This window comes from Stenotrophomonas sp. 1278, from assembly GCF_029892765.1.
Classification (GTDB): domain Bacteria; phylum Pseudomonadota; class Gammaproteobacteria; order Xanthomonadales; family Xanthomonadaceae; genus Stenotrophomonas; species Stenotrophomonas indicatrix.
Genome location: NZ_JARXWD010000025.1, coordinates 18,560 through 39,811, shown reverse-complemented (window position 1 = coordinate 39,811; position 21,252 = coordinate 18,560). Strand labels below are relative to the sequence as shown.

21 protein-coding genes and 1 pseudogene are annotated in these 21,252 nt (G+C 66.8%); 13 read left to right on the top strand and 9 right to left on the bottom strand.

Features of this window, described 5'->3' with window-relative positions:
* Positions 1-2: 2 nt before the first annotated feature.
* From M2299_RS17305 to M2299_RS17285, 5 genes are all read right to left on the bottom strand, one after another.
* The gene (locus tag M2299_RS17305) at positions 3-1,607 is read right to left on the bottom strand and encodes a glucoamylase family protein (protein ID WP_080148417.1); all 1,605 of its coding nucleotides are present in this window, start codon (positions 1,605-1,607) and stop codon (positions 3-5) included.
* Between the two features lie 244 nt (positions 1,608-1,851).
* Positions 1,852-4,908: a TonB-dependent receptor gene (locus M2299_RS17300; protein WP_059064656.1), complete on the bottom strand. Its 3,057-nt coding sequence runs from the start codon at positions 4,906-4,908 to the stop codon at positions 1,852-1,854.
* Between the two features lie 76 nt (positions 4,909-4,984).
* Positions 4,985-6,007 carry a LacI family DNA-binding transcriptional regulator gene (locus M2299_RS17295; protein ID WP_025876505.1) on the bottom strand — a complete coding sequence of 341 codons (1,023 nt, stop codon included), beginning with the start codon at positions 6,005-6,007 and terminating at the stop codon, positions 4,985-4,987.
* A 164-nt stretch (positions 6,008-6,171) separates the two neighbouring features.
* Entirely contained in the window at positions 6,172-6,447 is a 276-nt protein-coding gene (locus M2299_RS17290) for a BolA family protein (protein WP_099843064.1), read from the bottom strand.
* A complete protein-coding gene (locus tag M2299_RS17285; RefSeq protein ID WP_025876500.1) occupies positions 6,444-6,743 on the bottom strand; it encodes a YciI family protein in 300 nt (99 codons plus the stop codon). Before M2299_RS17285 ends, M2299_RS17290 begins: the two co-directional genes overlap by 4 nt.
* A gap of 373 nt (positions 6,744-7,116) precedes the next feature.
* On the opposite strand from M2299_RS17285, the gene M2299_RS17280 reads away from it, so the two are divergent.
* From M2299_RS17280 to M2299_RS17265, 4 genes are read left to right on the top strand one after another with little or no spacing between them, the layout of a single operon-like run.
* Complete coding sequence (locus M2299_RS17280) at positions 7,117-8,022, top strand: ScpA family protein (RefSeq protein ID WP_025876498.1); 906 nt, start codon at positions 7,117-7,119, stop codon at positions 8,020-8,022.
* Positions 8,023-8,035: 13 nt separating this feature from the next.
* Entirely contained in the window at positions 8,036-8,908 is an 873-nt protein-coding gene (gene scpB, locus M2299_RS17275) for an SMC-Scp complex subunit ScpB (RefSeq protein ID WP_025876496.1), read from the top strand.
* Entirely contained in the window at positions 8,901-10,631 is a 1,731-nt protein-coding gene (locus tag M2299_RS17270; protein WP_099784798.1) for a pseudouridine synthase, read from the top strand. Before scpB ends, M2299_RS17270 begins: the two co-directional genes overlap by 8 nt.
* 27 nt (positions 10,632-10,658) lie before the next feature.
* On the top strand, positions 10,659-11,384 hold the full coding sequence (locus M2299_RS17265; RefSeq protein ID WP_133119351.1) for a hypothetical protein: 726 nt from the start codon (positions 10,659-10,661) through the stop codon (positions 11,382-11,384).
* Between the two features lie 64 nt (positions 11,385-11,448).
* On the opposite strand, the gene M2299_RS17260 is transcribed toward M2299_RS17265, so the two are convergent.
* Positions 11,449-12,237, bottom strand: coding sequence for a helix-turn-helix transcriptional regulator (locus M2299_RS17260; RefSeq protein ID WP_099843068.1), 789 nt, complete (start codon positions 12,235-12,237; stop codon positions 11,449-11,451).
* 90 nt (positions 12,238-12,327) lie between these two features.
* On the opposite strand from M2299_RS17260, the gene M2299_RS17255 reads away from it, so the two are divergent.
* Both M2299_RS17255 and M2299_RS17250 read left to right on the top strand, forming a co-directional pair.
* Positions 12,328-13,455: an MFS transporter gene (locus M2299_RS17255; RefSeq protein WP_280884736.1), complete on the top strand. Its 1,128-nt coding sequence runs from the start codon at positions 12,328-12,330 to the stop codon at positions 13,453-13,455.
* A 95-nt stretch (positions 13,456-13,550) separates the two neighbouring features.
* Complete coding sequence (locus M2299_RS17250) at positions 13,551-13,844, top strand: hypothetical protein (protein WP_248149206.1); 294 nt, start codon at positions 13,551-13,553, stop codon at positions 13,842-13,844.
* On the opposite strand, the gene M2299_RS17245 is transcribed toward M2299_RS17250, so the two are convergent.
* The 3 genes from M2299_RS17245 to M2299_RS17235 form a co-directional block, all read right to left on the bottom strand.
* The gene (locus M2299_RS17245; protein ID WP_025876484.1) at positions 13,831-14,268 is read right to left on the bottom strand and encodes a hypothetical protein; all 438 of its coding nucleotides are present in this window, start codon (positions 14,266-14,268) and stop codon (positions 13,831-13,833) included. The genes M2299_RS17250 and M2299_RS17245 overlap by 14 nt on opposite strands.
* A gap of 105 nt (positions 14,269-14,373) precedes the next feature.
* On the bottom strand, positions 14,374-15,180 hold the full coding sequence (locus tag M2299_RS17240; protein WP_099843070.1) for an amidohydrolase: 807 nt from the start codon (positions 15,178-15,180) through the stop codon (positions 14,374-14,376).
* Positions 15,181-15,194: 14 nt separating this feature from the next.
* On the bottom strand, positions 15,195-16,343 hold the full coding sequence (locus tag M2299_RS17235; protein WP_099784805.1) for a pyridoxal phosphate-dependent aminotransferase: 1,149 nt from the start codon (positions 16,341-16,343) through the stop codon (positions 15,195-15,197).
* 143 nt (positions 16,344-16,486) lie between these two features.
* Here M2299_RS17235 and ccmA point away from each other — a divergent pair, with 143 nt between their 5' ends.
* From ccmA to M2299_RS17205, 7 genes and pseudogenes are all read left to right on the top strand, one after another.
* Positions 16,487-17,188 carry a heme ABC exporter ATP-binding protein CcmA gene (gene ccmA, locus M2299_RS17230; RefSeq protein WP_088101762.1) on the top strand — a complete coding sequence of 234 codons (702 nt, stop codon included), beginning with the start codon at positions 16,487-16,489 and terminating at the stop codon, positions 17,186-17,188.
* Complete coding sequence (ccmB, locus tag M2299_RS17225) at positions 17,185-17,880, top strand: heme exporter protein CcmB (protein WP_280884735.1); 696 nt, start codon at positions 17,185-17,187, stop codon at positions 17,878-17,880. The genes ccmA and ccmB overlap by 4 nt, the downstream gene beginning before the upstream one ends.
* 43 nt (positions 17,881-17,923) lie before the next feature.
* Complete coding sequence (gene ccmC / locus M2299_RS17220) at positions 17,924-18,688, top strand: heme ABC transporter permease CcmC (RefSeq protein WP_025876477.1); 765 nt, start codon at positions 17,924-17,926, stop codon at positions 18,686-18,688.
* Positions 18,669-18,752 (top strand): annotated as a pseudogene (locus tag M2299_RS20665) (hypothetical protein); the annotation flags it as partial. The gene ccmC and the pseudogene M2299_RS20665, both read left to right, overlap by 20 nt.
* A complete protein-coding gene (locus M2299_RS17215; protein ID WP_327083168.1) occupies positions 18,721-18,870 on the top strand; it encodes a heme exporter protein CcmD in 150 nt (49 codons plus the stop codon). The pseudogene M2299_RS20665 and the gene M2299_RS17215, both read left to right, overlap by 32 nt.
* Positions 18,867-19,328 (top strand): cytochrome c maturation protein CcmE, encoded by a 462-nt coding sequence (gene ccmE / locus M2299_RS17210; RefSeq protein WP_099784807.1) that lies wholly within the window; start codon positions 18,867-18,869, stop codon positions 19,326-19,328. The genes M2299_RS17215 and ccmE overlap by 4 nt, the downstream gene beginning before the upstream one ends.
* Positions 19,329-21,248 (top strand): heme lyase CcmF/NrfE family subunit, encoded by a 1,920-nt coding sequence (locus M2299_RS17205; RefSeq protein ID WP_280884734.1) that lies wholly within the window; start codon positions 19,329-19,331, stop codon positions 21,246-21,248. It abuts the gene before it with no gap.
* The last annotated feature ends 4 nt before the right edge of the window (positions 21,249-21,252 follow it).

The window sequence follows — 21,252 nt, the reverse complement described above, 5'->3', positions numbered from 1 at the left end:
TGTTACTTCCCCTGGCCGGTGTTGCGGTTGGCATTGTTTTTCTGTTCCTGCGCGGCGGCCGCACGTGATTCGGCGATACCGACCGCACGTGCTGCGGCGGCCTTCTCATCCTTCTGCAGCTCCAGCGGCTGGAAGGAGCCTTCCGGCGCCAGCCAGCCACCACTGAAGCCCGCCCGTTCCAGGCCCTTGCGGATGTAAGGGTTCTTCTTCATCACATCCCAGACGAAGTCGTTGCGGTAGTTGGCGATCATGGTCAGGATCGGGCCCTGGTCGATGGCGATGTAGTCGCTGGCGACCCAGCCGCGATCAGGCACCACGCGCCCGGTCTTGATCGGGATGTCGTAGTTGAAACTGGGATTGAACGAATCCAGGAAGCCATAGCTGGAGTAGATGTAGTCGCCGTAGCGCTTGTGCATCTCCAACGTGGCCGGGATCACTTCCTCGGGCGCGAACACGACCGAGGAGATCGCTGCGGTTGGCGCGATCGTGCCGTCATCGAAATTCTCGCGCAAGCCTGCGCCGCGCGACGAGTAATGGCGGAACTGGCGCTGCTCACCGCGGTATTCCTGGGTGGTGTTCTGCGGACCATCACTGGCGGTCAGGCCCCACACGTTCTCGCCGTACTCCTTCCAGTTCATCGGATTGGCGATGGCGTACTCACGCTGGGCCAGCGCGGCCGAACGGCTGTTGAGGAAGTAGGTGCTGCCACGCTCGCGCATGTAGGCATCCTGGATGTCGCGGAAATCGATCCAGACGTGGCTGTACTGGTGGCCGAACAGCGGGCCGAAGGACAGGTATTCCTGGCCCTGGTAGACGCCCCAGTCGTTGTCGTAGGTCCGCGTCCACACTGTCCACGCATCCGGGCTGACCGGATGGCTGGGCGAACCCAGGGCGAGGATGTAGACCATCATCGCCTCGTTGTAGCCCATCCAGTCATGGTCGATGAAGCCGTTCTCGGGGAACCAGCCCATCGAGATCAGCGGCGCACGCTGCTGCAGCCACGGCCAGTCGACCTGCTTGTACAGGGTGTCGGCGATCTGCCGGATTTCCTTCTCGCGCGGATCGTCGCCGTCGTAGTACGACTGGGCGAACAGCACGCCCATCATCAGCAGCGCGGTGTCCACCGAGGACAGTTCCACCCAGCTGTCGTAGCGGCGCCCTTCCTGCATGTCCAGGAAGTGGTAATAGAAGCCCTTGTAGCCGGCCTTGCCGGTGCGCTGCGGGCCCATCGGCACGTCGCGGAAGAACTTCAGGGTGGTCAGGGTGCGGTCGATCGCCTGGTTGCGGCTGACCCAGCCGTTCTCGATGCCGATCGGATAAGCGGTCAGGGCGAAGCCGACCGAGGCGATGCTGGCGAACGGCCGCGACGGATAGCGGTCCGGGGTCAGGCCGTTGATCTCGTTGGTGGTATCCCAGAAGAACTGGAAGGTGCGGCGCTCGATGTCATCGAACAGAGGCGGCAGCTCCGGCTTCATCGGCCGCGGCGGTGCGTCGGCCTCGATCAGGATCACCGGCGGGCGCGGCTTGGCAGGCTCCTGCTGGGCCGGTTTGCAGGCGGCGATGGCCAGGGTCATCGCAGCGGCGGTCATCAGGTGGCGTGCCTGCATGGCGCGGTTCCTCCGGTGGGCTGATCGATGAAAGAGCATAACGTCCAATGACCTGAAATCGTTTACAAAGTGCGGTCTTAAAAAACCACGAAAACGTGGTTGATGACACCGCGGTCATTGCCCACGCCATTGCCCCCTGCCCGGCAATGGCGTGGGCAATGGACCGGCCCGGAGGCCGGCCATTGCCGTTGAAACCGGAGCCATCGGCGAACCGATGGCTCCGTACTGCATCAACTTCCCGCGATCAGAAGCGGAAGCCCACTTCGGCCTTGACCTGACGCGGAGTACCGATGATGTCGCCGGTCTCGTTGTAGCTGGCCTGCAGCTTGCCGTTGGTCTTGACGTAGTTGTAGGTGGAGAAGTTGTCGAAGTTGAACACGTTGATGATGTCGATACGCGCGTACAGCTCGGTATCGCCCGCCAGCTTGAACGTCTTCGTCGCCTGCAGGTCGACCGAACGGTAGCCGAAGATCTTGCCACCCACCAGGAACTTGCCATTGGCGTTGGGCACAGCCGCCTGCGGCGTCGGCAGGTTGTAGCCACTGGCCTGCGGCACCGGGTACCAGTCATTGACGGCGGTCGGGGTAGCCAGGGTGATCTTGCCACCGAAGGTGATGCCCCAGAAGCCCGCGTACGAACCGGTGACCACCAGGCGGTGGCGCGGCGCGCCGTTGGAACGGATGGTCGGGTAATCCTCGATCAGGCCGCGGTCGAAGGCGTACTTCTCGTTGATGTCGCGGTTGTGGCGCGCGGTCGTCCAGGTGTAGGCGATCGAGGTACCCCAGCCGCTTTCCTGGGTGAACGGCTTCTGCGCCGACAGCAGGATCTGGGTCGCACGGGTCTTGATGCCCTGCTGGCCGATGATCAGGCTGCCGAAGCCCGGCACGTTGCAGCTCCAGGCCTGGCTCAGGCCCGGCTCGGTGCCACCGCACAGGCGCGGGTCATCGAAGAACTGGCCGGTCGGGTAACGGTTGCCCAGGGTGAAGGCGAAGCCGTCGTAGCTCAGGGTACGGGCGATGGTGGCGTCGGTCAGCCAGTCACCGATCTGGTTGCTCATGCCCAGGCTGAACTGATCGGAGTACGGAGCCTTCAGCTTGTTGTTCAGCAGATCCACTTCCAGGCCGGCATTGCTGGTCGCACCGACCAGGCTCTGCAGGTTGCCGATGCCGTTGAGCAGGTTCGGGTTCCAGTCATAGCAGGCGGCCTGGCCGTTGATGCAGGTGCCGGTGGCCGGGTTGCGGAAGTAGATGGTCGGCTGCGGCAGGGCCAGCTTGGTGGTTTCCAGCTGCAGGTTGTCGAACAGGTCGCGGTCGTACGAACGGCCGGCACCACCGTGGATCACGTGCTGCTCGTCGGCGTTGATGTCATACGAGAAGCCCAGGCGCGGCTGCCATGCATCCTTGAATGCCTTGCGGTTGTGGCCGTTGCTGATGTAGTCGCTGATGTCCAGGCCGCCCAGCGCCAGCGAATCGGCGTAGGTCTGGCCGGCGGCAGCACGCGGATCCTGCGAATAGATCGCGTCGACCACGGCCTGCGGGGTGACGAAGTCCAGGTAGGACGGGGTCTTTTCGTAGTCCCAGCGCAGGCCGAGGTTGATCTGCAGGTGGTCGTTGACCTGCCAGTCGTCCTGGATGAACACGCCGTACTGCTTGGACTTCGAACGCACTTCACCGGACACGCCGTCCACGCCGGTCACCGGCTTGACGAACTGCGCCTTGTACGGAATGGAATCGGGGAAGTCCGGATCGCCCAGGCTGTAGGTGAAGGTCGGGTTGATCTGCGCCGCATCGGAGGCGTACAGGTCGATCGCCTTGTACTTCACGCCCATCTTGATGGTGTGGTCGCCGGCCCACTGGATGCCGTCCAGGGTCAGGTTGTCTTCGATCGACCAGCCCTTCTGGCCCTTCACCTGCGAATCCAGTGCCGATGCGCCACCGATCTTCACCACGGTGCGGTCTTCGGTGCCGTCCGGTGCGGTGTAGGTGATGCCGTTGGCCAAGGTCAGCGGGGTCGGGTTGTTGAACGAATCTTCATGGGTGACCATCATTTCGTTGTAGTAACGCTCGCCGCTGTGGTTCCAGCGCAGGGCGTAACGACGGTCGGTGTTGACCACTTCACGACCGGCTTCCGGCGAGGTCTGGCCACTGAACTGCGACTGGGTTTCGTCGCGGTCCTGGAAGGTCAGCTCGATGCGATCGTTGTCGGTCGGCTCGAAGTCGATCTTGCCGAAGATCAGATCCTGCTGGAACGGCTGGCTGGCCGGGCCCAGGCCGGCGGCGCCTGCGGGCGGCAGCAGGCCGGCAGCACCGGTGACCGCGCCGTCCGGCGCGATGGTGACCGGCAGGTCGAAGCGCTTGGCTTCGTAGGTCACGAAGAAGTGGGCCTTGTCCTGGATGATCGGGCCGCCCAGGGCGAAGCCGTATTCCTTCTCGGCCGAGACCATCTTGTCCTTGCCGCCCTGGCGCTCGGCCGGGGTCTTGGCGCGCATGTCCTCATCGGTGTAGCGGTAGAACGCCTCACCCTTGAATTCATTGGTACCGGACTTGGTGGCAGCGGTCACTGCGGCGCTCGACACCTGGCCGTACTCGGCCTTGTAGTTGCCGCTGATGACCTTGTATTCGCCGATGGCCAACTGCGGGAACGGGTTGCCGGCGCTGCCGGACTGGCCGGCCACGCCGCCGCCCTTGACGTAGCTCTTCTGGCCCACGCCGTCGATGTAGACGTTGGTACCGTCGGAATTGGTGGCACCGCCGCGCAGCGAGGTATTGCCCTTGGCATCACGGGTGAAGATCAGGCCCGGCACCGCGTCGGCGAACTCCAGGAAGTTGCGCGACACCTGCGGGGTGGTCTGGATCTGCTGCAGGCTGACGGTCTTGCCGACTTCGGAGGTACGCACTTCCTGCAGCAGGGTCGGCGCGACGACGTTGACGGTGTCCAGGTTGGTGGCGGCGGTCGAGCCGGTACCACCGGCAGCCGCCTCGCTGAAGTTCAGCGTCGCGGTCGAGGCGACGGTGACGGTAACCTTCTGGGTCTGGCCGTTGGCGACCACGTTGTAGGTGCCCGGATCCAGGCCCATCAGCGAGTAGCTGCCGTCGGCGCGCACGGTGCCGCGACGGACGGTGCCGGTGGCGACGTTGGTGGCGGTGACTTCGGCACCGGCCTGGGCGCCGGACACCTGGCCACGCAGGCTGGCGTTGGCCGACTGCGCCATGACGTTCGGGGCGGCGGCCAGCATCAGGCAGCTGACCAGTGCGGTGCTCAGCAGCCGGCGCGCCGGCGTGCGGATAGTGGAATGCATCATCAACTCAATCTCCGGGTGGCGGTGACCGCTTGCGCGGCACCTGCGATCAATCAAAAAAGAAGGAACGCCTCTGGCTTCAATGGCCGGATGGCGGAGTGGTGGAATCGCGAACAATCAGGCGCGGGACCAGGGTCTGCTTGTCCCCTGCCCCTTCCGTGGAGGTGCCGTCCATCAACTGCAACAAACGCGACATCGCCCGATCGCCCAGTTCGGCAATGCTGACCTGCATGGTGGTCAGCGACGGGTGAACGAAACGCGCAAGCGGAATGTCATCGAAGCCGGCCAGGGCGACATCGGTCGGGACATGGACACCTGCCTGCGCGAAGGCATACAGGCAACCCAGGGCCATCATGTCGTTGGCGGCGAATACGGCATCGGGCAGCGTGCCGGCTGCCAGCAACTCCTGACCGGCGCGATGGCCGGAAGCTTCGTCGAAATCACCGGGCAGCTCGATGCCTTCGGCGCCGCTGCCAAACGCCGCCAGCGCGTCACGGAAGCCGCGCAGGCGCTCGCGCGCGTCGAAGTTGAGGTCCGGGCCAGAAATGAATGCAATGCGCCGATGGCCAGCATCGAGCAGGTGGCGGGTCATCGCCATCGCCCCGGCATGGTCATCGATGCTCAACACCGGATGGTCCTGCCCAGGCAGGTAGGTGTTGATGAGTACCGTCGGCAATGCCTGCGGCAGGTTGTCGGTCAGGAACCCGGGGCTCTCGGCATAGGGCGAGAGCACCAGCAGACCGTCGACCCGGCCGCGCATGGCACGCAGGGCTGCACCCTGCTGCTCCTGGTCGCCGTGATAGCTCGACACCAGCAGGTGCTGGCGCCGGCTGCGGGCGACGTTGTCGATGCCACGCATCAGTTCGGAGAAGAATTCGCCGTACAGGTCCGGAAGCACCACGCCCACCGTATTGGTGCGGCGGCTGCTCAGGCTGCGAGCGGCGGCATGCGGGGTGTAACGCAGCCGTGCGGCCACCTCCAGCACAAGCTGGCGGACCGGTTCGGCGACATTTTCATGCCCGTTGAGCGCGCGCGAAACGGTGGCCACAGAGACCTTGGCTTCACGGGCGACGTCTTTGATTGTTATGGCTGCCTTGTTCACGAAGCCGCCCTCCACGGCTTGGACCTACCAGCATTGGCGCGGAATGTAAGCGTTTCCATCTGCGCTTGTAAACAGTCCGTTAGACGAATGTCCCCAAACGGACACGGAAACCTGTCCCTGGCAGGCCCATCAACGGACCTGCCAGGACAGCGCGGGACAAGGCCTCAGCCCTGTTCTGACGGGGTATGCGCGCGGATGGACAACGCGTGGATGTCGGTTTCCATCAACGTGCCCAAGGCGGCGTAGACCGCGCGATGGCGCGCCAGCGGGGCCATTCCCGCGAAGCGCTCGCTGACCACGTGCACGTTGAAATGGCCGCGACCATCGCGCGCTCCGGCATGGCCTGCATGGCGATGGCTGTCGTCTTCGATTTCAAGCACGCTGGGGGACAGCGCTTGCTGCAGCGCATCACGAATCTGCTCGATCCGTTCCGCGTTCACGGCAGCACCTTGCGGAACGGTCGCACCTGCACCCGCACATAGACGCCTGCGGCAACATAGGGATCGGCATCGGCCCAGGCCTGGGCCTGCTGCAATGAGTCGAAGCCGGCAATCACCACCGAGCCACTGAACCCTGCCGGGCCCGGGTCTTCGCTGTCGATCGCCGGACACGGCCCGGCCAGAAGCAGGCGGCCTTCATCGCGCAACGCGGTCAGCCGCGCCAGGTGCTCGGGCCGCGCCTGCAGCCGCTGGGCCAGCACATCCTGGCCGTCATATCCTTCAATCACATACCACACCGGCATTTCCTCGCTTGCGTTGCTGGTGGGCCGATTCTAGCCAATCCCGCCGCCTGCCCGGCCTCGGCTGGACACTGGCGAGGCAAAGGCTTACCCTAGGGACCATTGCACGTGGATGGATGCAGCAGCCCGTCGGTTTTTGCGGCCAACGCAGCCCCCGACGACCGACCCGCTGCTTCGAACCGGTCCACCCGACCGGGCCACGTAGACGACCTCCCCGTAGTCCTGTCGCTGCCGTGTCCTGCGGAGCGCCCTGTTGTTTGATGTGTGGAACCGCGCCGAGACAGGCGCGCCTGGTGTCCTGGCGGTCCGTGGCAGTTGCCCGGTGTGTCAGCTACCGCGACTGGTCCGTTGCAATCCTGATCTCCATTAGATGACTTCCGAACTCGCGCTCGACGCGAACACGCCAACCCGGCCGCCCGCCCCCCAGCAGCAGGAAATGCCGCTGGCCGTGGTGCATGGGCAACCGGTCCTGCAGATTCCGCAGGACCTGTACATCCCGCCGGATGCGCTGGAAGTCATCCTGGATGCCTTTGAAGGACCGCTGGACCTGCTGCTGTACCTGATCCGCCGGCAGAACCTGGACGTACTGGACATTCCCGTGGCCGAGATCACCCGGCAGTACGTGGAATACATCACCGTGATGCGCGAGCTGCGCTTCGAGCTTGCCGCCGAGTACCTGGTGATGGCGGCGATCCTGGCGGAAGTGAAGTCGCGCATGCTGCTGCCCCGCCCCCCCAGCGTGGAGGGAGAGGAAGCCGATCCGCGTGCGGAGCTGGTGCGACGGCTGCAGGAGTACGAACGCTTCAAGCAGGCCGCCGAGGATATCGACGCCCTGCCCCGGCAGGACCGTGACACCACCGTGGCACATGCCTTCATGCCCGAGCGCGCCGCAGTGAAGCTGCCGCCGCCGGTGGACCTGAAGGAAATGCTGATGGCGCTGCACGACGTGCTCAAGCGCGCCGAGCTGTTCACCGGCCACGCCATCAAGCGCGAGGCGCTGAGTGTCCGGCAGCGCATGGGTGAAGTGCTGGGGCGGCTTGAAGACGGCAGGTTCTATCGTTTTGAAAACCTGTTCACCGCCGAAGAAGGCAAGCTGGGCGTGCTGGTCACGTTCCTGGCAGTGCTGGAACTGGCCAAGGAACAGCTGCTGGACCTGGTGCAGGAAGAACCGCTGGCGCCGATCTACGTGAAGTCCCTGGCCGCCGGCAATACCAATGCCCCGCTGCAGTTCAGCAGCGAGTTCGACGACAACGACGCCGCCAATGAAAACGAGTGAGCGCTGACTGCCGATGGATCAAACGCTGATCAACCGCATTGTCGAAGGTGCGCTGCTGGCCTCCAGCCAGCCGCTCACCCTGGCCCAGCTGAAGGACCTGTTCCCGGAAGATGAGCCGGCACCACCGGGCAGCATCGAACGTGCGCTGGAACGGCTGCGCGAGGGCTGCCAGGACCGTGGCGTGGAACTGGTGGAGGTGGCTTCGGGCTTCCGCTACCAGGTGACCGCCGAAGTACATGGCTGGATCAGCCGGCTGTGGACCGAACGCAAGACCCGCTATACCCGCGCCACCCTGGAAACACTGGCCCTGATCGCCTACCGGCAGCCGATCACCCGTGGCGAGATCGAGCAGGTGCGCGGCGTGGCGGTCAGCAGTAACATCATCCAGGCACTGGAAGAGCGCGAGTGGATCCGCGTGGTCGGCCACCGCGACGTGCCTGGCAAGCCCGCCCTGTTCGGCACCACCAAGGGCTTCCTGGACTACTTCGGGCTGAAACGCCTGGACGAACTACCGCCGCTGTCCGAGCTGAAGGACCTGGGCGACCTGGAACCGCAGCTGGCGCTGGATCGCGACGCACCCCTCGCCGCCAGTGCCGACGGCCCGGACGTGAGCGCCGACCCGGACGCCGCTGCAAATGACGACACCGGCACCACCGCTGGCGACACCCCCGATTCTGCCGACGCATTTCCTGCGGCGGCCGACGATGAGCAAGCACCTTCGCCCTCCGATGATGGGCACCCCGATTCCGCGCCGGGCGAGCGCGCGGTGACAGTGAACGAACGCGAAGACAACGCCGTCGCGAAGACGACCGTGGCTGTTGACCAAGCCGATTCCGAACCAGAGGCCGACCTCGAAACCGTCGGCCGGAGCAAAACTGATGAGTGACACCCCCCGCAAGCCCTCGTTGAACAAGCTTTCGCTCAAGCGCGAAGCCACGTCCGAACAGTTCAAGCTGGAAGAACGCCTGCACAAGGTCCTGGCCCAGGCCGGCCTCGGCTCGCGTCGTGCGCTGGAACAGCGCATTGCCGAAGGCCTGGTCAAGGTCAACGGTGAAGTCGCCCAGACCGGCATGTCGGTCAAGAGCGGCGACAGGATCGAACTCGACGGCCGCGGCTTCGTCGCCACTGCGCTGGCCGAGCCGTCGCGCGTGCTGGTCTACAACAAGCCGGAAGGCGAAGTGACCACGCGTGAAGACCCTGAAGGTCGCCCGACCGTGTTCGAATCCCTGCCGGCGCTGAAGGGTGCCCGCTGGATCGCCGTCGGCCGCCTGGACATCAACACCACCGGCCTGCTGCTGGCGACCACCGACGGTGAGCTGGCCAACGCCATGATGCACCCCTCTTTCGAGGTCGAGCGCGAGTACGTGGTGCGCGTGCGTGCCCCGGAAGGCGAGGACAAGGTGCCCGATGCCGTCGTCGACCGCCTCACCCGTGGTGTCGCGCTGGAAGATGGCCCGGCCAAGTTCGATGAGATCGAACGCATCGGCGGCACCGATTCGCACGACTGGTTCCGCGTCGTGGTGAAGGAAGGCCGCAACCGCGAAGTGCGCCGCCTGTGGGAATCGCAGGGCTGCCAGGTCAGCCGCCTCAAGCGCACCCGCTACGGCAAGGTCAGCCTGCCGCGCGAACTGGCCCGCGGCCAGTCCGTCGAACTGCCGGGCAGCCAGGTCGAAGCGCTGCGCGCCGAACTGAAGCTGGAAGAAGGCGCGCCGTCGGCCCTGACCCTGCAGCCGGTGATCGGCCAGCGTCGCGCTGCCAAGACCACCGTGCGTGTGCGCGAAGGTGGCCGTGGCAACGCTTACGTCAATGGTCACAACACCGCCGATGAAGGTCGCGAACTGCGTCGCTTCGACAACGTGCGCGAAGACCGCGGCCGCGGTCGCGGCGGCAAGGGCGGTGGCGGTTTCAAGGGCGGCCTGACCGTCAGCGGTGAAGCTGCTGCCAAGCAGTCGCAGCGCCCGTTCAAGCAGCGCGCGCCGAAGAACGACCGCTCGCTGCCGGAAGGCAACCCGGCCGCATTCCGCACCTGGTACGTGCCGGATGGCGTGAGCACCGGCCCGAGCGGGCATCGCAATGCCGGTCCAGGCGCTCGTGGCCCGGGTGCCCGTGGTCCGGGCGCAGGTGCAGGCGGCCAGGGCCGTCCGTACGGCAAGCCGAAGGGTCCGGGCGCAGGCGCCGGTGGCGGCCAGGGTCGTGGCGGCTACGGTGGTGAAGGACGCGGTGGCTACGGTGGTGAAGGACGCGGTGGCGCCGGTGGCGCAGGCGGCCAGGGTCGTCCGGCCGGTGCGGGCAACCGCTCGCAGGGCCAGGGCAACAAGCACCCGTACGGCCATCCGGGCAATGCCCCCAGCTTCCCGTCCGACCACGCCAATCCGGGCTTCAGTCCGTACGGCAGCTCGCGTCCGGCCGGCAACGGTCGTCCGGGCGGCAATGCGAATGCACGTCCGGGCGGCAACCGTGGTCCGGGTGGTCCGGGCGGCAATCGCGGCCCGGGTGGCCCCGGCGGCAACCGTGGTCCCGGCGGCCCGGGTGGCAACCGCGGCCCGGGTGGCCCCGGCGGCAACCGTGGCCCGGGTGGCCCGCGTCGCAGCGGCCCGCGCGGCGGCTGATCTCCACCTTCAATGAAGGACACAGCGATGACACGGATGTTGTCCCTCGGCGCCCGCATCGGCGCCGTGCTGGTGGCTCTGTTGCTGGTCGGCGGCTGCGAACGCGCTGCCGACCGGCTCAAGCAGGAAATCGCCGCCACGCAGAATCCCTGGCCGAAATCTTCGGCCCTGCACGATCCGGCCGACCGCATGCTGCGTCGGCTGATTGTCGATGAGCGCTATCTCACCCGCATCAAGCAGGCCGGCAGCAAGGACAAGGCTGCTGTCGCCGGTGCACAGCTTGCACTGGATGGCATCGGCCGCCTGCCCCGCCCCATGCTGGAGCGGCGTGCGCAGCTGCTGGCCGCAATGCTGCGCGGAATGCCGGTAGAGAAATGCGCACTGATCGCCCGCGCCACCACGGCGTCGGACATTGCGCAGGTAGGCAGGACCTTGTTCAACGAACTGGAGAAGCGACCGTCGCAGGACATCGATTTCTGGTTCGAGATGAGCTACCAGGCCAGCCTCGCCGAGCTCGAACAGCGACCCGCAACCCCTGCCACTGAACAGCAGATTGCCGAGGCGACCGAGGCCCTGCTCGCCTCGATGGCTGACGAAAGCACGCGCGCGCGGGCCATGGCAGTACTGCCGCGGATGGACACCGCACCAGCTGCCGACGTCTGCTGGGCATCGCTGATGCTGCTTGATGCCGCGTCCAGCACCGTGCCCGAACCACATCGCGGTACATTGGCCTGGCTGATGGCCCAGCAATAGACACGGCGACGGAAGCCGGGCCCGTGCGCCCGCTTCCCCGCGTTCGGCCGCGACCACTCCACGCTCACCCTGCCGCTCGAGCGCTTTCGGCGCGCTGGAACGCCGCAGGCGTGGTCGCGACCATGCTGCGGAAGAAGGCGATGAACGGACTCTCTGCCGAGAATCCAAGTTCCAGCGCCACGTGCGCGACACGATGGCCGAGCAGCAGCAGTTCCATGGCCCGCATCAACCGCCATTGCTGGCGCCACGCCTGGTAGCCCATGCCGGTATCGCGTTGCATCAGGCGCCCGATCGTACGCACGCTCAGTCCGCTGCGCTGGGCCAGCTCGCCCAGTTCGGGCGGCAGCTGCTCGGCCACCGGCAGGCAGCGGGCGATGCGCGGGTCGCGCGGCAATGGCAGCTCCATCGGCTCCACCGGCGCAGCGGCAATCTCAAGCACGCACAGCGCCAGTTGATGCCCCGCTCGCGGCGCTTGCCAGTCATGTGCGAACGGCGCCTGCGCGATCGGCTCCAGCAGCGCCTGCAGCAGGGGACCGACACCAATGATTGCTGGCTGCTGCGGCAACTGCGCCGACAGCGTGGCATCGAAGTACAGCGACCGATAGTCCACGGCCTGTCGCATCTGCGCGCGGTGCAGCAGACCACCCGGAATCCACGCCGCGCGCGATGGCGGCAACAGGCTGATGCGATCGCCGAACGTCAGCCGCGTGCAACCGGCGCGCGTGTACAGCAGTTGCGAACGTGCGTGCTGGTGCCAACCGGAGTCATGCTCGGCCAGCGTGGCAGCGATACCGATCACCGGGGCGCTCCAGGCATCGGCATCGAAGCGAGCGTGGGGCTGCAGCCATGCCATGTCCGATTTCATCCATCTACTGTCGTAATCACTAGAGTGCGCCATCAGCACGGCCACGACAATGCGCGCCCCTGTTTCCGGAGCGCGCCGATGTCACCTCGCCTGCTGTCCCTCACCATTGCGCTGCTGATGTTTCCGCAGCTGGCGCAGACCCTGTACAGCCCGGCGCTGGCGGATCTGGCGCAACGCTTCACCCTGCCGGCCAGCGCTGCCAGCCAGGCGATGAGCCTGTACCTGCTGGGGTTCGCGCTGGGCGTCCTGCTGTGGGGAAGGCTGGCCGACCGCGTTGGCCGTCGCCCCGCCCTGCTGGGTGGCCTGTGCGTTTTCGTGCTGGCGGCACTGGGCGGATTGGCGGCCGGCACGTTCGGCCAGGTGCTGGCTGCGCAGATGCTGGCCGCCCTGGGCGCCGCCGCCGCCTCGGTGGTGACGCAGACCGTGCTGCGCGACCACCTTGAAGGGCCCGCGCTGGCGCAGGCGTTCTCCTGGATTGGCATGGCGCTGGCGCTGAGCCCGGCGATCGGGCTGGCACTGGGCTCGCTGCTGGTCGCTGCCGATGGCTATGCCGGCGTGCAGGCCGGCCTGCTGCTGATCGCTGCATTGCTGATGCTGGGCTGCACGACCGGGCTGCGTGAAAGCCGGCCCGCGCAGATCACGCCCGTACCGCTGCGGCCCCTGCTGCGGCAACTGCTGGGCGACCGTTGGATCTGGTCGCACGCGCTGCTGGTCATGGCCTTCAACGTGGCCATGTACAGCTGGTACGCGCTGGGGCCGTTCGTGTTCGCACGCCTGCACTGGCCCGCCAGCTGGTTCGGCGCCAGCGGTGCGGTGCTGGCGCTGGGTTCGGCGTTGGGCGCCTGGGCCAATGGCCGCCTGTTGCGTGCCGGCGTCCCTGCGTTGACGCGCATCCGCATCGCGGCATCGCTGGTACTGGCCGGTGGTGTCCTGGCCGCGCTGCTGCGCGGGCAACCGGTCATGGTGGTGGCGATGCTGCCGGTCGTGGCGGGATTCGGCCTGGCCATCCCCAATGTGCTCGGGCAGGCACTACGCGGCTATGCACACTGCCTGGGCAGTGCCGGCGCCCTGTTCGGCCTGCTCTACTACCTGCTGATCGGCGCGGCGATGGCCGTTGTCGGCGCACTGCAGATGCTGGCGCCGTCCATCATCGCCTGTGCACTGCTGGCGCTGTGGTTGCTGCGTCCGCGGAGCGCGCTGGCCTAGGAATTGCTGCAAACGCCCTGCACTATGCGCCACTGCCGGAAACCGCGCGGCAGCGCTGGCTATGGTGCGTGTACTCCGCAACCACGCAGATGCCGATGATCACCATCACCGCAGAACAGGCCCGCGCAAACGCTGACGCCGCCATTCGACCGATCGAGCAGTACTACAGGGATCTGGACAAATCGATCCAGGTAGGCTCGGAAAACGGCCGCCGCTACATCGTGTTCGGCTTCAACAAGGCGCTGGCCAGCGAGCGCCTCGTCGACGGCGTCGTCGAGCAACTGCTGGAGAACCGCTTCAGTGTCGAACGGCTGCCCAGCGACGCCGAGCAGCACTACATCCGCATCAGCTGGGAAGCCGGGGAGCCCTCCCTCCTCAACGCCGGCTGATGGTGAACGCCGCGCCGTCCACACCCAGGTCCCAGCCCTTGCCGGTACCGGACAGGGCCAGCGAGATATCGCCCTTGGTCATCACCTGCGCGTTGCTGGACTTCACCGCACCGGCATGCGCGCCGACCGAGGCGTAGGTGCCCAGCAGCTCGCCGACGCTGCTGGCGCCGGTGAAGCTGCCACGGCCATCGGTGATCTTCGACTTGCCAACGGTCAGGCCGCCGCCCTTCAGCTGGATCCGCACCGGCATGCTGGAACCGTTGGTGCAGTGGATGGTGCCGTTGCCCGAGGCGGTCTTGTAGATCAGCGACCAGCCGGACAGGTTGTAGCGCAGCTGGCAGTCAAGGTTGCCACCGGCCTGCGCGGTCGGGGCCAGGGACGCTGCGGCCAGCGCCAGCAGCAGGGCAAACGGCTTGGTATTCATCGGCAGAACATCCAAATCGGTCGGAATGTGGGCGAATCTAGCAGCGCGCGCGTGCACGTTGGATGCAGGCGCGCGCGGTGGGGCGGGAAGCGTTCAGCCGCCGTATCAGGCCTGCACATCCAGATGGAAGGCATCGGCATCGAGCATGGCCGGGAAGCGTGCACGATGCGAGGCCAGCGCTTCGGCGGAGATGGTGGTGGTCACCACCTGCTCGCGCTCGCGGATCTCCACCTGCGGCTGGCCGAGGAAGTCGATGACCGCGCTGTCGCCAGCGTAATGCAGCTGGTTGCCATCCACGCCTACGCGGTTGACCGCAGCGACGAAACACAGGTTCTCGATCGCGCGCGCACGCAACAGGGTCTTCCACGCGTAGGCGCGCGCGGAAGGCCAGTTGGCGACGAAGATCTGCAGGTCGAAGTCCAGCTGGCCGGCACGCTCGACGTTGTAGCGGTTGCGGCAGAACACCGGGAAACGCAGGTCGTAGCAGACCTGCGGATTGATCCGCCAGCCCTTCCATTCCACGCACAACCGGTCGCGGCCGGCGGCATAGCGCTCGTGCTCGCCGCCGTAACGGAACAGGTGGCGCTTGTCGTAGTACTGCAGGCCACCATCGGGGGTGGCGAACAGCAGGCGGTTGTAAACGCCCTCGCCATCGCGCAGCTGTACGCTGCCGATCACTGCCGCATTCAAGGCTTTGGCCTGCGCGCGCACCCACGCCACGGTCGGGCCGTCCATGCCTTCGGCCTGTGCGATGGCTTCGTTTGAAAAGCCACTGGTGAAGGTTTCCGGCAGGATCACCAGATCGGTGGTGCCGGCCAGCGGCGCCAGCAGCGCACCGTAGTAAGCGCGATTGCCGGCCGGGTCGTGCCAGCGGGTGTCGCCCTGGACGAGGGAAATGCGCAGGTCCTGCATGCTGTCTCCTCCGCTCACAGCAGGCGCAGGCGTTCGATCGCCGCGTCCAGGGTGGCCTCGTTCTTGGCGAAGCACAGCCGCACCAGGCGCTGGCCGACCGGCGCGGTTTCGTAGAACGGCGACAGCGGAATGGCGGTGACGCCCTTCTCGATGGTCAGCCACTTCACGAACTCATGGTCCGGCAGGTCACTGATGGCCGAATAGTCGACCAGCTGGAAGTAGCCGCCCGGCACCGGCAGCGCCTTCAGGCGGGTACCGGCCAGCTGCTCGCGGAAACGGTCGCGCTTGGCTTCATAGAACGCGCCCAGTTCCAGATGATGCTGCGGCTCGTCGCGGATCATCGCGGCGAAACCGTACTGCGCCGGGCCGAAGCTGGTGAAGGTGTTGTACTGGTGCACCTTGCGGAATTCGGCGGTCATCGCCGCCGGCGCCACCGCATAGCCGATCTTCCAGCCGGTGCAGTGATAGGTCTTGCCGAAGCTGGAGATGACGAAGGTGCGCTCGCGCAGTTCCGGGTAGCGCAGCGCCGATTCGTGGCGACGGCCGTCGTAGATGATGTGCTCGTACACCTCATCGGAAATCAGGTAGATCTGCGTGCCGCGCAGTACATCGGCCAGCGCCTGCATGTCGGCCTCGTCCAGCATCGCGCCGGACGGGTTGTGCGGGGTGTTGACCATCAGCAGGCGGGTGCGCGGGGTGATCGCCGCGCGCACGCGGCCCCAGTCCACCGCGAAGGTCTGCGGGTCCAGCGGCACGTGCACGGCGGTGGCGCCGGCCAGTTCGATCGCCGGCTCATAGCAGTCGTAGGCCGGGTCGAGCACGATCACTTCCTCGCCGGCACGCACCACGGCGTGGATGGCGTTGAAGATCGCCTCGGTGGCGCCGCTGGTGACGGTGATCTCGGTGTCCGGATCGATCGTCGCGCCGTACAGGTCCAGCGACTTCTGCGCGATGGCCTGGCGCAGCGGTGCCACGCCGGTCATCGGCGGGTACTGGTTCAGGCCGGCGGCCATCGCCTTGCTGGTCTCGTCGATCAGGCGCTGCGGTGCGGAGAAATCCGGGAACCCCTGGCCGAGGTTGACCGCGCCGTGTTCGGCGGCGAGCTGGGACATCACGGTGAAGATCGTGGTACCGACCTTGGGCAGCTTGGTGTTCGGTTGCATCGGCCTGGGCTGTGGGGAAACAAGGGCTGGAAGTGTACGAAATCCCGACCCGGCCTGCGGCGCCGACGGTAGCGCCGGGTCATACCCGGCGGCTCTTTGCACATGCCGCACCGATGGCAAGCCGCGCTGCGCGCTCGCCGGGCATGGCCCGGCGCTACCGGGTCACATTCACCGCTACAATTGCTGCCGCACTCCCGCATGAAGACCCCTGCGCCTTGAACACCCCTGCATTGCTGGCCGCCAGCGGCCTGAGCTTCTCCCGCAATGACGAGCCGGTGTTCGGCCCGCTGGACTTCCATGTGGATGCCGGCGAGGCGCTGCTGGTGCAGGGCGGCAACGGTGCCGGCAAGACCACCCTGCTGCGCGTGCTGTCGGGCCTGGCGCGCCCGGGCGCGGGCCAGGTGCTGATCGATGGTAGGCCGGCCAGCAACGCCGAGCGTGCGCGCTATGTCGCCTACCTCAGCCACCTGCCGGCGCTGAAGCCGGACCTGGACACGCTGGAGAACCTGCATTTCCTCTGCGGCCTGCACGGCCGCCGCGCACGGCAGATGCCGGGCAATGCGCTGGCCATCGTCGGCCTGGCCGGCTACGAGGACACCCTGGTGCGGCATCTGTCGGCCGGACAGAAGCGGCGGCTGGCGCTGGCCCGCATCTGGTTGTCGCCGGCACCGCTGTGGCTGCTCGACGAACCCTATGCCAACCTCGACCTGGAAGGCATCAACCTGGTCAACCGGATGATTTCCGCACACCTGCGCAGTGGCGGCGCCGCCCTGGTCACCACGCATGGCGCCTATGCCGCCCCGCCGGTACGCACCCGCCAGCTCGATCTGGGGGGTGAAGCATGATCGCGCCAGGCACCGAACCGGGTCTGTGGCAGACCGCCCGCGCGCTGATTGCGCGCGACCTGCGCCTGCTCTGGCGGCGTCGCGGCGATGCCCTGCAGCCGGTGCTGTTCGCCCTGCTGGTGGTGGTGCTGTTCGCACTGGCCCAGGGCCGGGACCCGCAGCCGCTGGCCGTCACCGCCGGTGCGGTGCTGTGGTTGGCGGTACTGCTGGCCGGGCAGCTGGCGCTGGATTCGCTGTTCCGCTCCGACGCCGAAGACGGTTCGCTCGAACAATGGCTGCTGGCGCCGGTGCCACTGGCGTGGCTGGTGCTGGTGCGGGTGCTGCTGCATTGGGCGACCACCGCCCTGCCACTGATCCTGCTGAGCCCGTTGCTGGCGGAAATGCTGCATCTGCCGCATGACCAGCTGCCGATGTTGCTGGCATCGTTGCTGCTGGGAACACCGTTGTTGAGCCTGATCGGTGGCGTGGTCGCTGCACTGACCGTCGGCATCCGGCGCTCTGGTATTCTCGTGGCGTTGCTGTCGTTGCCGTTGTACGTACCGGTGCTTGTCTTCGGTGCCGGCAGCCTGGCGGCAGCCAGCCGCGGGCAGGACCCGGTCGGTGCGCTGCTGATGCTGGGCGCTGGACTGGTGATCGCCCTGGTGCTGGCACCGCTGGCCACCGCTGCTGCGATCCGTATTTCTCTGAGTTGACCGAGCTGAGAGCCAATCCACCCCTGCTGGATAGCCGCCACGCATGAATCCGATCGTCCGCTGGTTCCATCAACTCGGTTCGCCCCCGACCTTCGATCGTTTCGCCGCACGCTGGTCCCGCGTGTTCTACGCCGCGGCGGTTCCGGTGCTGCTGATCGGCCTGTGGCAGGGCCTGTTCGTGGCACCGCCGGAACAGAACCAGCACGACGCCTTCCGCATCATCTACATCCATGTACCCAGTGCGTGGATGAGCCTGTTCGTGTTTGCGCTGATGGCCGCCTACGCCGCCATCGCGCTGATCTGGCGCATCAAGATCTGCGAGATCCTGGCGATGGCCTGTGCGCCGATGGGCGCCGGCTTCACCCTGATCACCCTGCTGACCGGCAGCATCTGGGGCAAGGGCACCTGGGGCACCTGGTGGGACTGGGACCCGCGCATGACCAGCGAGCTGATCCTGCTGTTCCTGTACCTGGGCGTGATCGGCCTGTACCACGCCATCGAAGACCGCCGCAGTGCCGCACGCGCGGCCGGCCTGCTGGCCATCGTCGGCGTGGGCCTGCTGCCGATCATCCGCTACTCGGTGGACTGGTGGGGCGCGCTGCACCAGCGCCAGTCGATCAACGTGTTCGGCGAGAACGCCGTGCGGCCGGAACTGATCGCCCCGCTGTGGTGGATGGTGGTCGCCACCAAGCTGTGGTTCGTCGGCTCGCTGCTGGCCAAGGCGCGTGCCGACAACATCGCGCGCGAGGCCGGCAAGGCCTGGATCGGCGAGCGCTTCGGCACCGCGGATGGGGAGGCACGGCGATGACCCACCTGCCCTACCTCATCGCCGCCTTCGCGGTGTTCCTGCTGGTGCTGGCCTGCGATGCGCTGGGCTCGTGGCTGCGCCTGCGCAGCGCCCGACAGCTGGCGCAACGCCGCCAGCAGCGGCTGCAGGCGCGTGGCAACGCGTCGGCACCGGCGCCGCTTGCCACCGAGCTCAGCCGATGACGCCGGTACAGCGACGCCGCATGATCTGGGTGCTCCTGCTGTTGCTGGCCTCCGGGCTGGCCACCACGCTGGTGGCCTTCGCCCTGCAGCGCAACATCGCCTACCTGTACACGCCTTCGGAAGTGCTGCGCGGGGACGTGGATGCGCAGTCCCGCTTCCGCCTGGGCGGCATGGTGGTGAAGGGGTCCTTCGATCGACCCAGCGGCTCGCTGCAGGCCCACTTCGTGGTCACCGACGGCGATGCGACGCTCCCGGTCAGTACCGACCGCATCCTGCCGGACATGTTCCGCGAGGGGACCGCCGTGGTCGCCAGCGGTCGCCTGCAGGACGGTACCTTCGTCGCCGACGAGGTGCTGGCCAAGCACGATGAGAACTACGTGCCCAAGGAAGTGGCCGACAAGATGGGCGATGCGCATCGCAAGCACGATGTGCCGGTCACGGCGCCCGAGGTGCGCTGAGTGCTTCCCGAATTCGGTCAGATCCTCCTGCTGTGCGCGCTGCTGGCCTCGCTGCTGCAGGCGGTGCTGCCGCTGGTGGGCGCGCAGCGCGGCAATGACGCATGGATGGCCGTTGCCCGCCCGGCGGCCTTTGCCCAGCTGGTGCTGCTGGCCGGCGCCTTCGCCGTACTGACGGCGGCCTTCGTGCAACAGGATTTCTCGGTGCGCTACGTCGCCGAGAATTCCAATTCGCTGCTGCCGTTGATCTACCGCTATTCGGCGGTGTGGGGGGCGCACGAAGGCTCGCTGCTGATGTGGGCGCTGGTGCTGGCGCTGTGGACCGGTGCAGTGGCGCTGTTTTCGCGCCACCTGCCGGCACCGGTACAGGCGCGCGTGCTGGCGGTGATGGGCGTGGTCAGCGTCGGCTTCCTCGCCTTCCTGATCTTCACCTCCAATCCGTTCCTGCGCTTGAACCCGGTGCCACTGGAAGGCCGTGACCTCAACCCGTTGCTGCAGGATCCGGGGCTGATCATCCATCCGCCGATGCTGTACCTGGGCTACGTCGGCTTTGCGGTGCCGTTCGCCTTCGCCGTGGCGGCACTGCTGGAAGGCCGTGTCGATGCACGCTGGCAACGCTGGACCCGGCCCTGGACCAATGTCGCTTGGGGCTTCCTCACGCTGGGCATCGCACTGGGCAGCTGGTGGGCGTACTACGAGCTGGGCTGGGGCGGCTGGTGGTTCTGGGACCCGGTCGAGAACGCCAGCTTCATGCCCTGGCTGGTCGGCGCGGCGCTGATCCATTCGCAGGCGGTCACCGAAAAGCGTGGCACCTTCGGCAGCTGGACGCTGCTGCTGGCCATCGCGGCGTTCGCGCTGTCGCTGCTGGGCACCTTCCTGGTCCGCTCCGGCGTGCTGACCAGCGTGCATTCGTTCGCGGCCGATCCCTCGCGTGGGCTGTTCATCCTGATCTTCCTGTCGGTGCTGGTGGGGGGCAGCCTGCTGCTGTATGCGCTGCGTGCGCCACGGCTGGCCGTGGACGCCGGTGATCCGCGCCGTGGCTTCACCGCGACCTCGCGGGAAACCCTGCTGCTGGCCAACAACCTGCTGCTGGCCAGCGCCTGCGCGATGGTCCTGCTGGGCACCCTCTACCCACTGCTGGCCGATGCGCTGTCGCTGGGCAAGATCTCGGTGGGTCCACCGTACTTCGGCAGCCTGTTCCTGCTGTTGATGACACCGATGGTGATGCTGCTGCCGTTCGGTCCGCTGGTGAAGTGGCAGCGCGACCAACCCTCGCGCGCACTGGCATTGCTGTTGCCATGGGCGGGGCTGGCTGTGCTGCTTGGCGCCTGGGCCTGGTGGCAGGCGCCGCAGAATGGCTGGAAGGCCGGCATCGGCGTTGCGGCTGCGGCCTGGGTTGGGCTGGGCACCGCCCGGTTCGTCTGGCAGCGCCTGCGTGGCAATGGCCGCTTCACTGCCGAAATGCTTGGCATGATCGTCGCCCATGCCGGTGTCGCGGTATTCCTGGCCGGCGCGCTGCTGGTGGAAGCATTGAACGTGCAGCGCGAAGTGGCGCTGTCGCCGGGCCAGCAGGTGGTGGTCGCCGGGCACGAAGTGCGCTTCGAGGGCGTGGACCACCGCGAAGGCCCCAATTTCATCGCTGATCGCGGCCATCTGCGGGTGCTGCGCGACGGTCGCGAGCTGGCCCTGCTGCATCCAGAGAAGCGCCAGTACGCCAGCGGCGGCCAGGTGATGACCGAAGCAGGCATCGATGCACGACTCAGCGGTGATGTCTACGTGGCATTGGGCGAGCCGCTGGGCAACAATGCATGGGCGGTACGGGTGCACATCAAGCCCTTCGTGCGCTGGATCTGGCTGGGCGCGCTGTTGATGGCCCTGGGCGGATTCATCACCGCTGCCGATCGCCGCTTTCGTCGTCCGTAGGAGT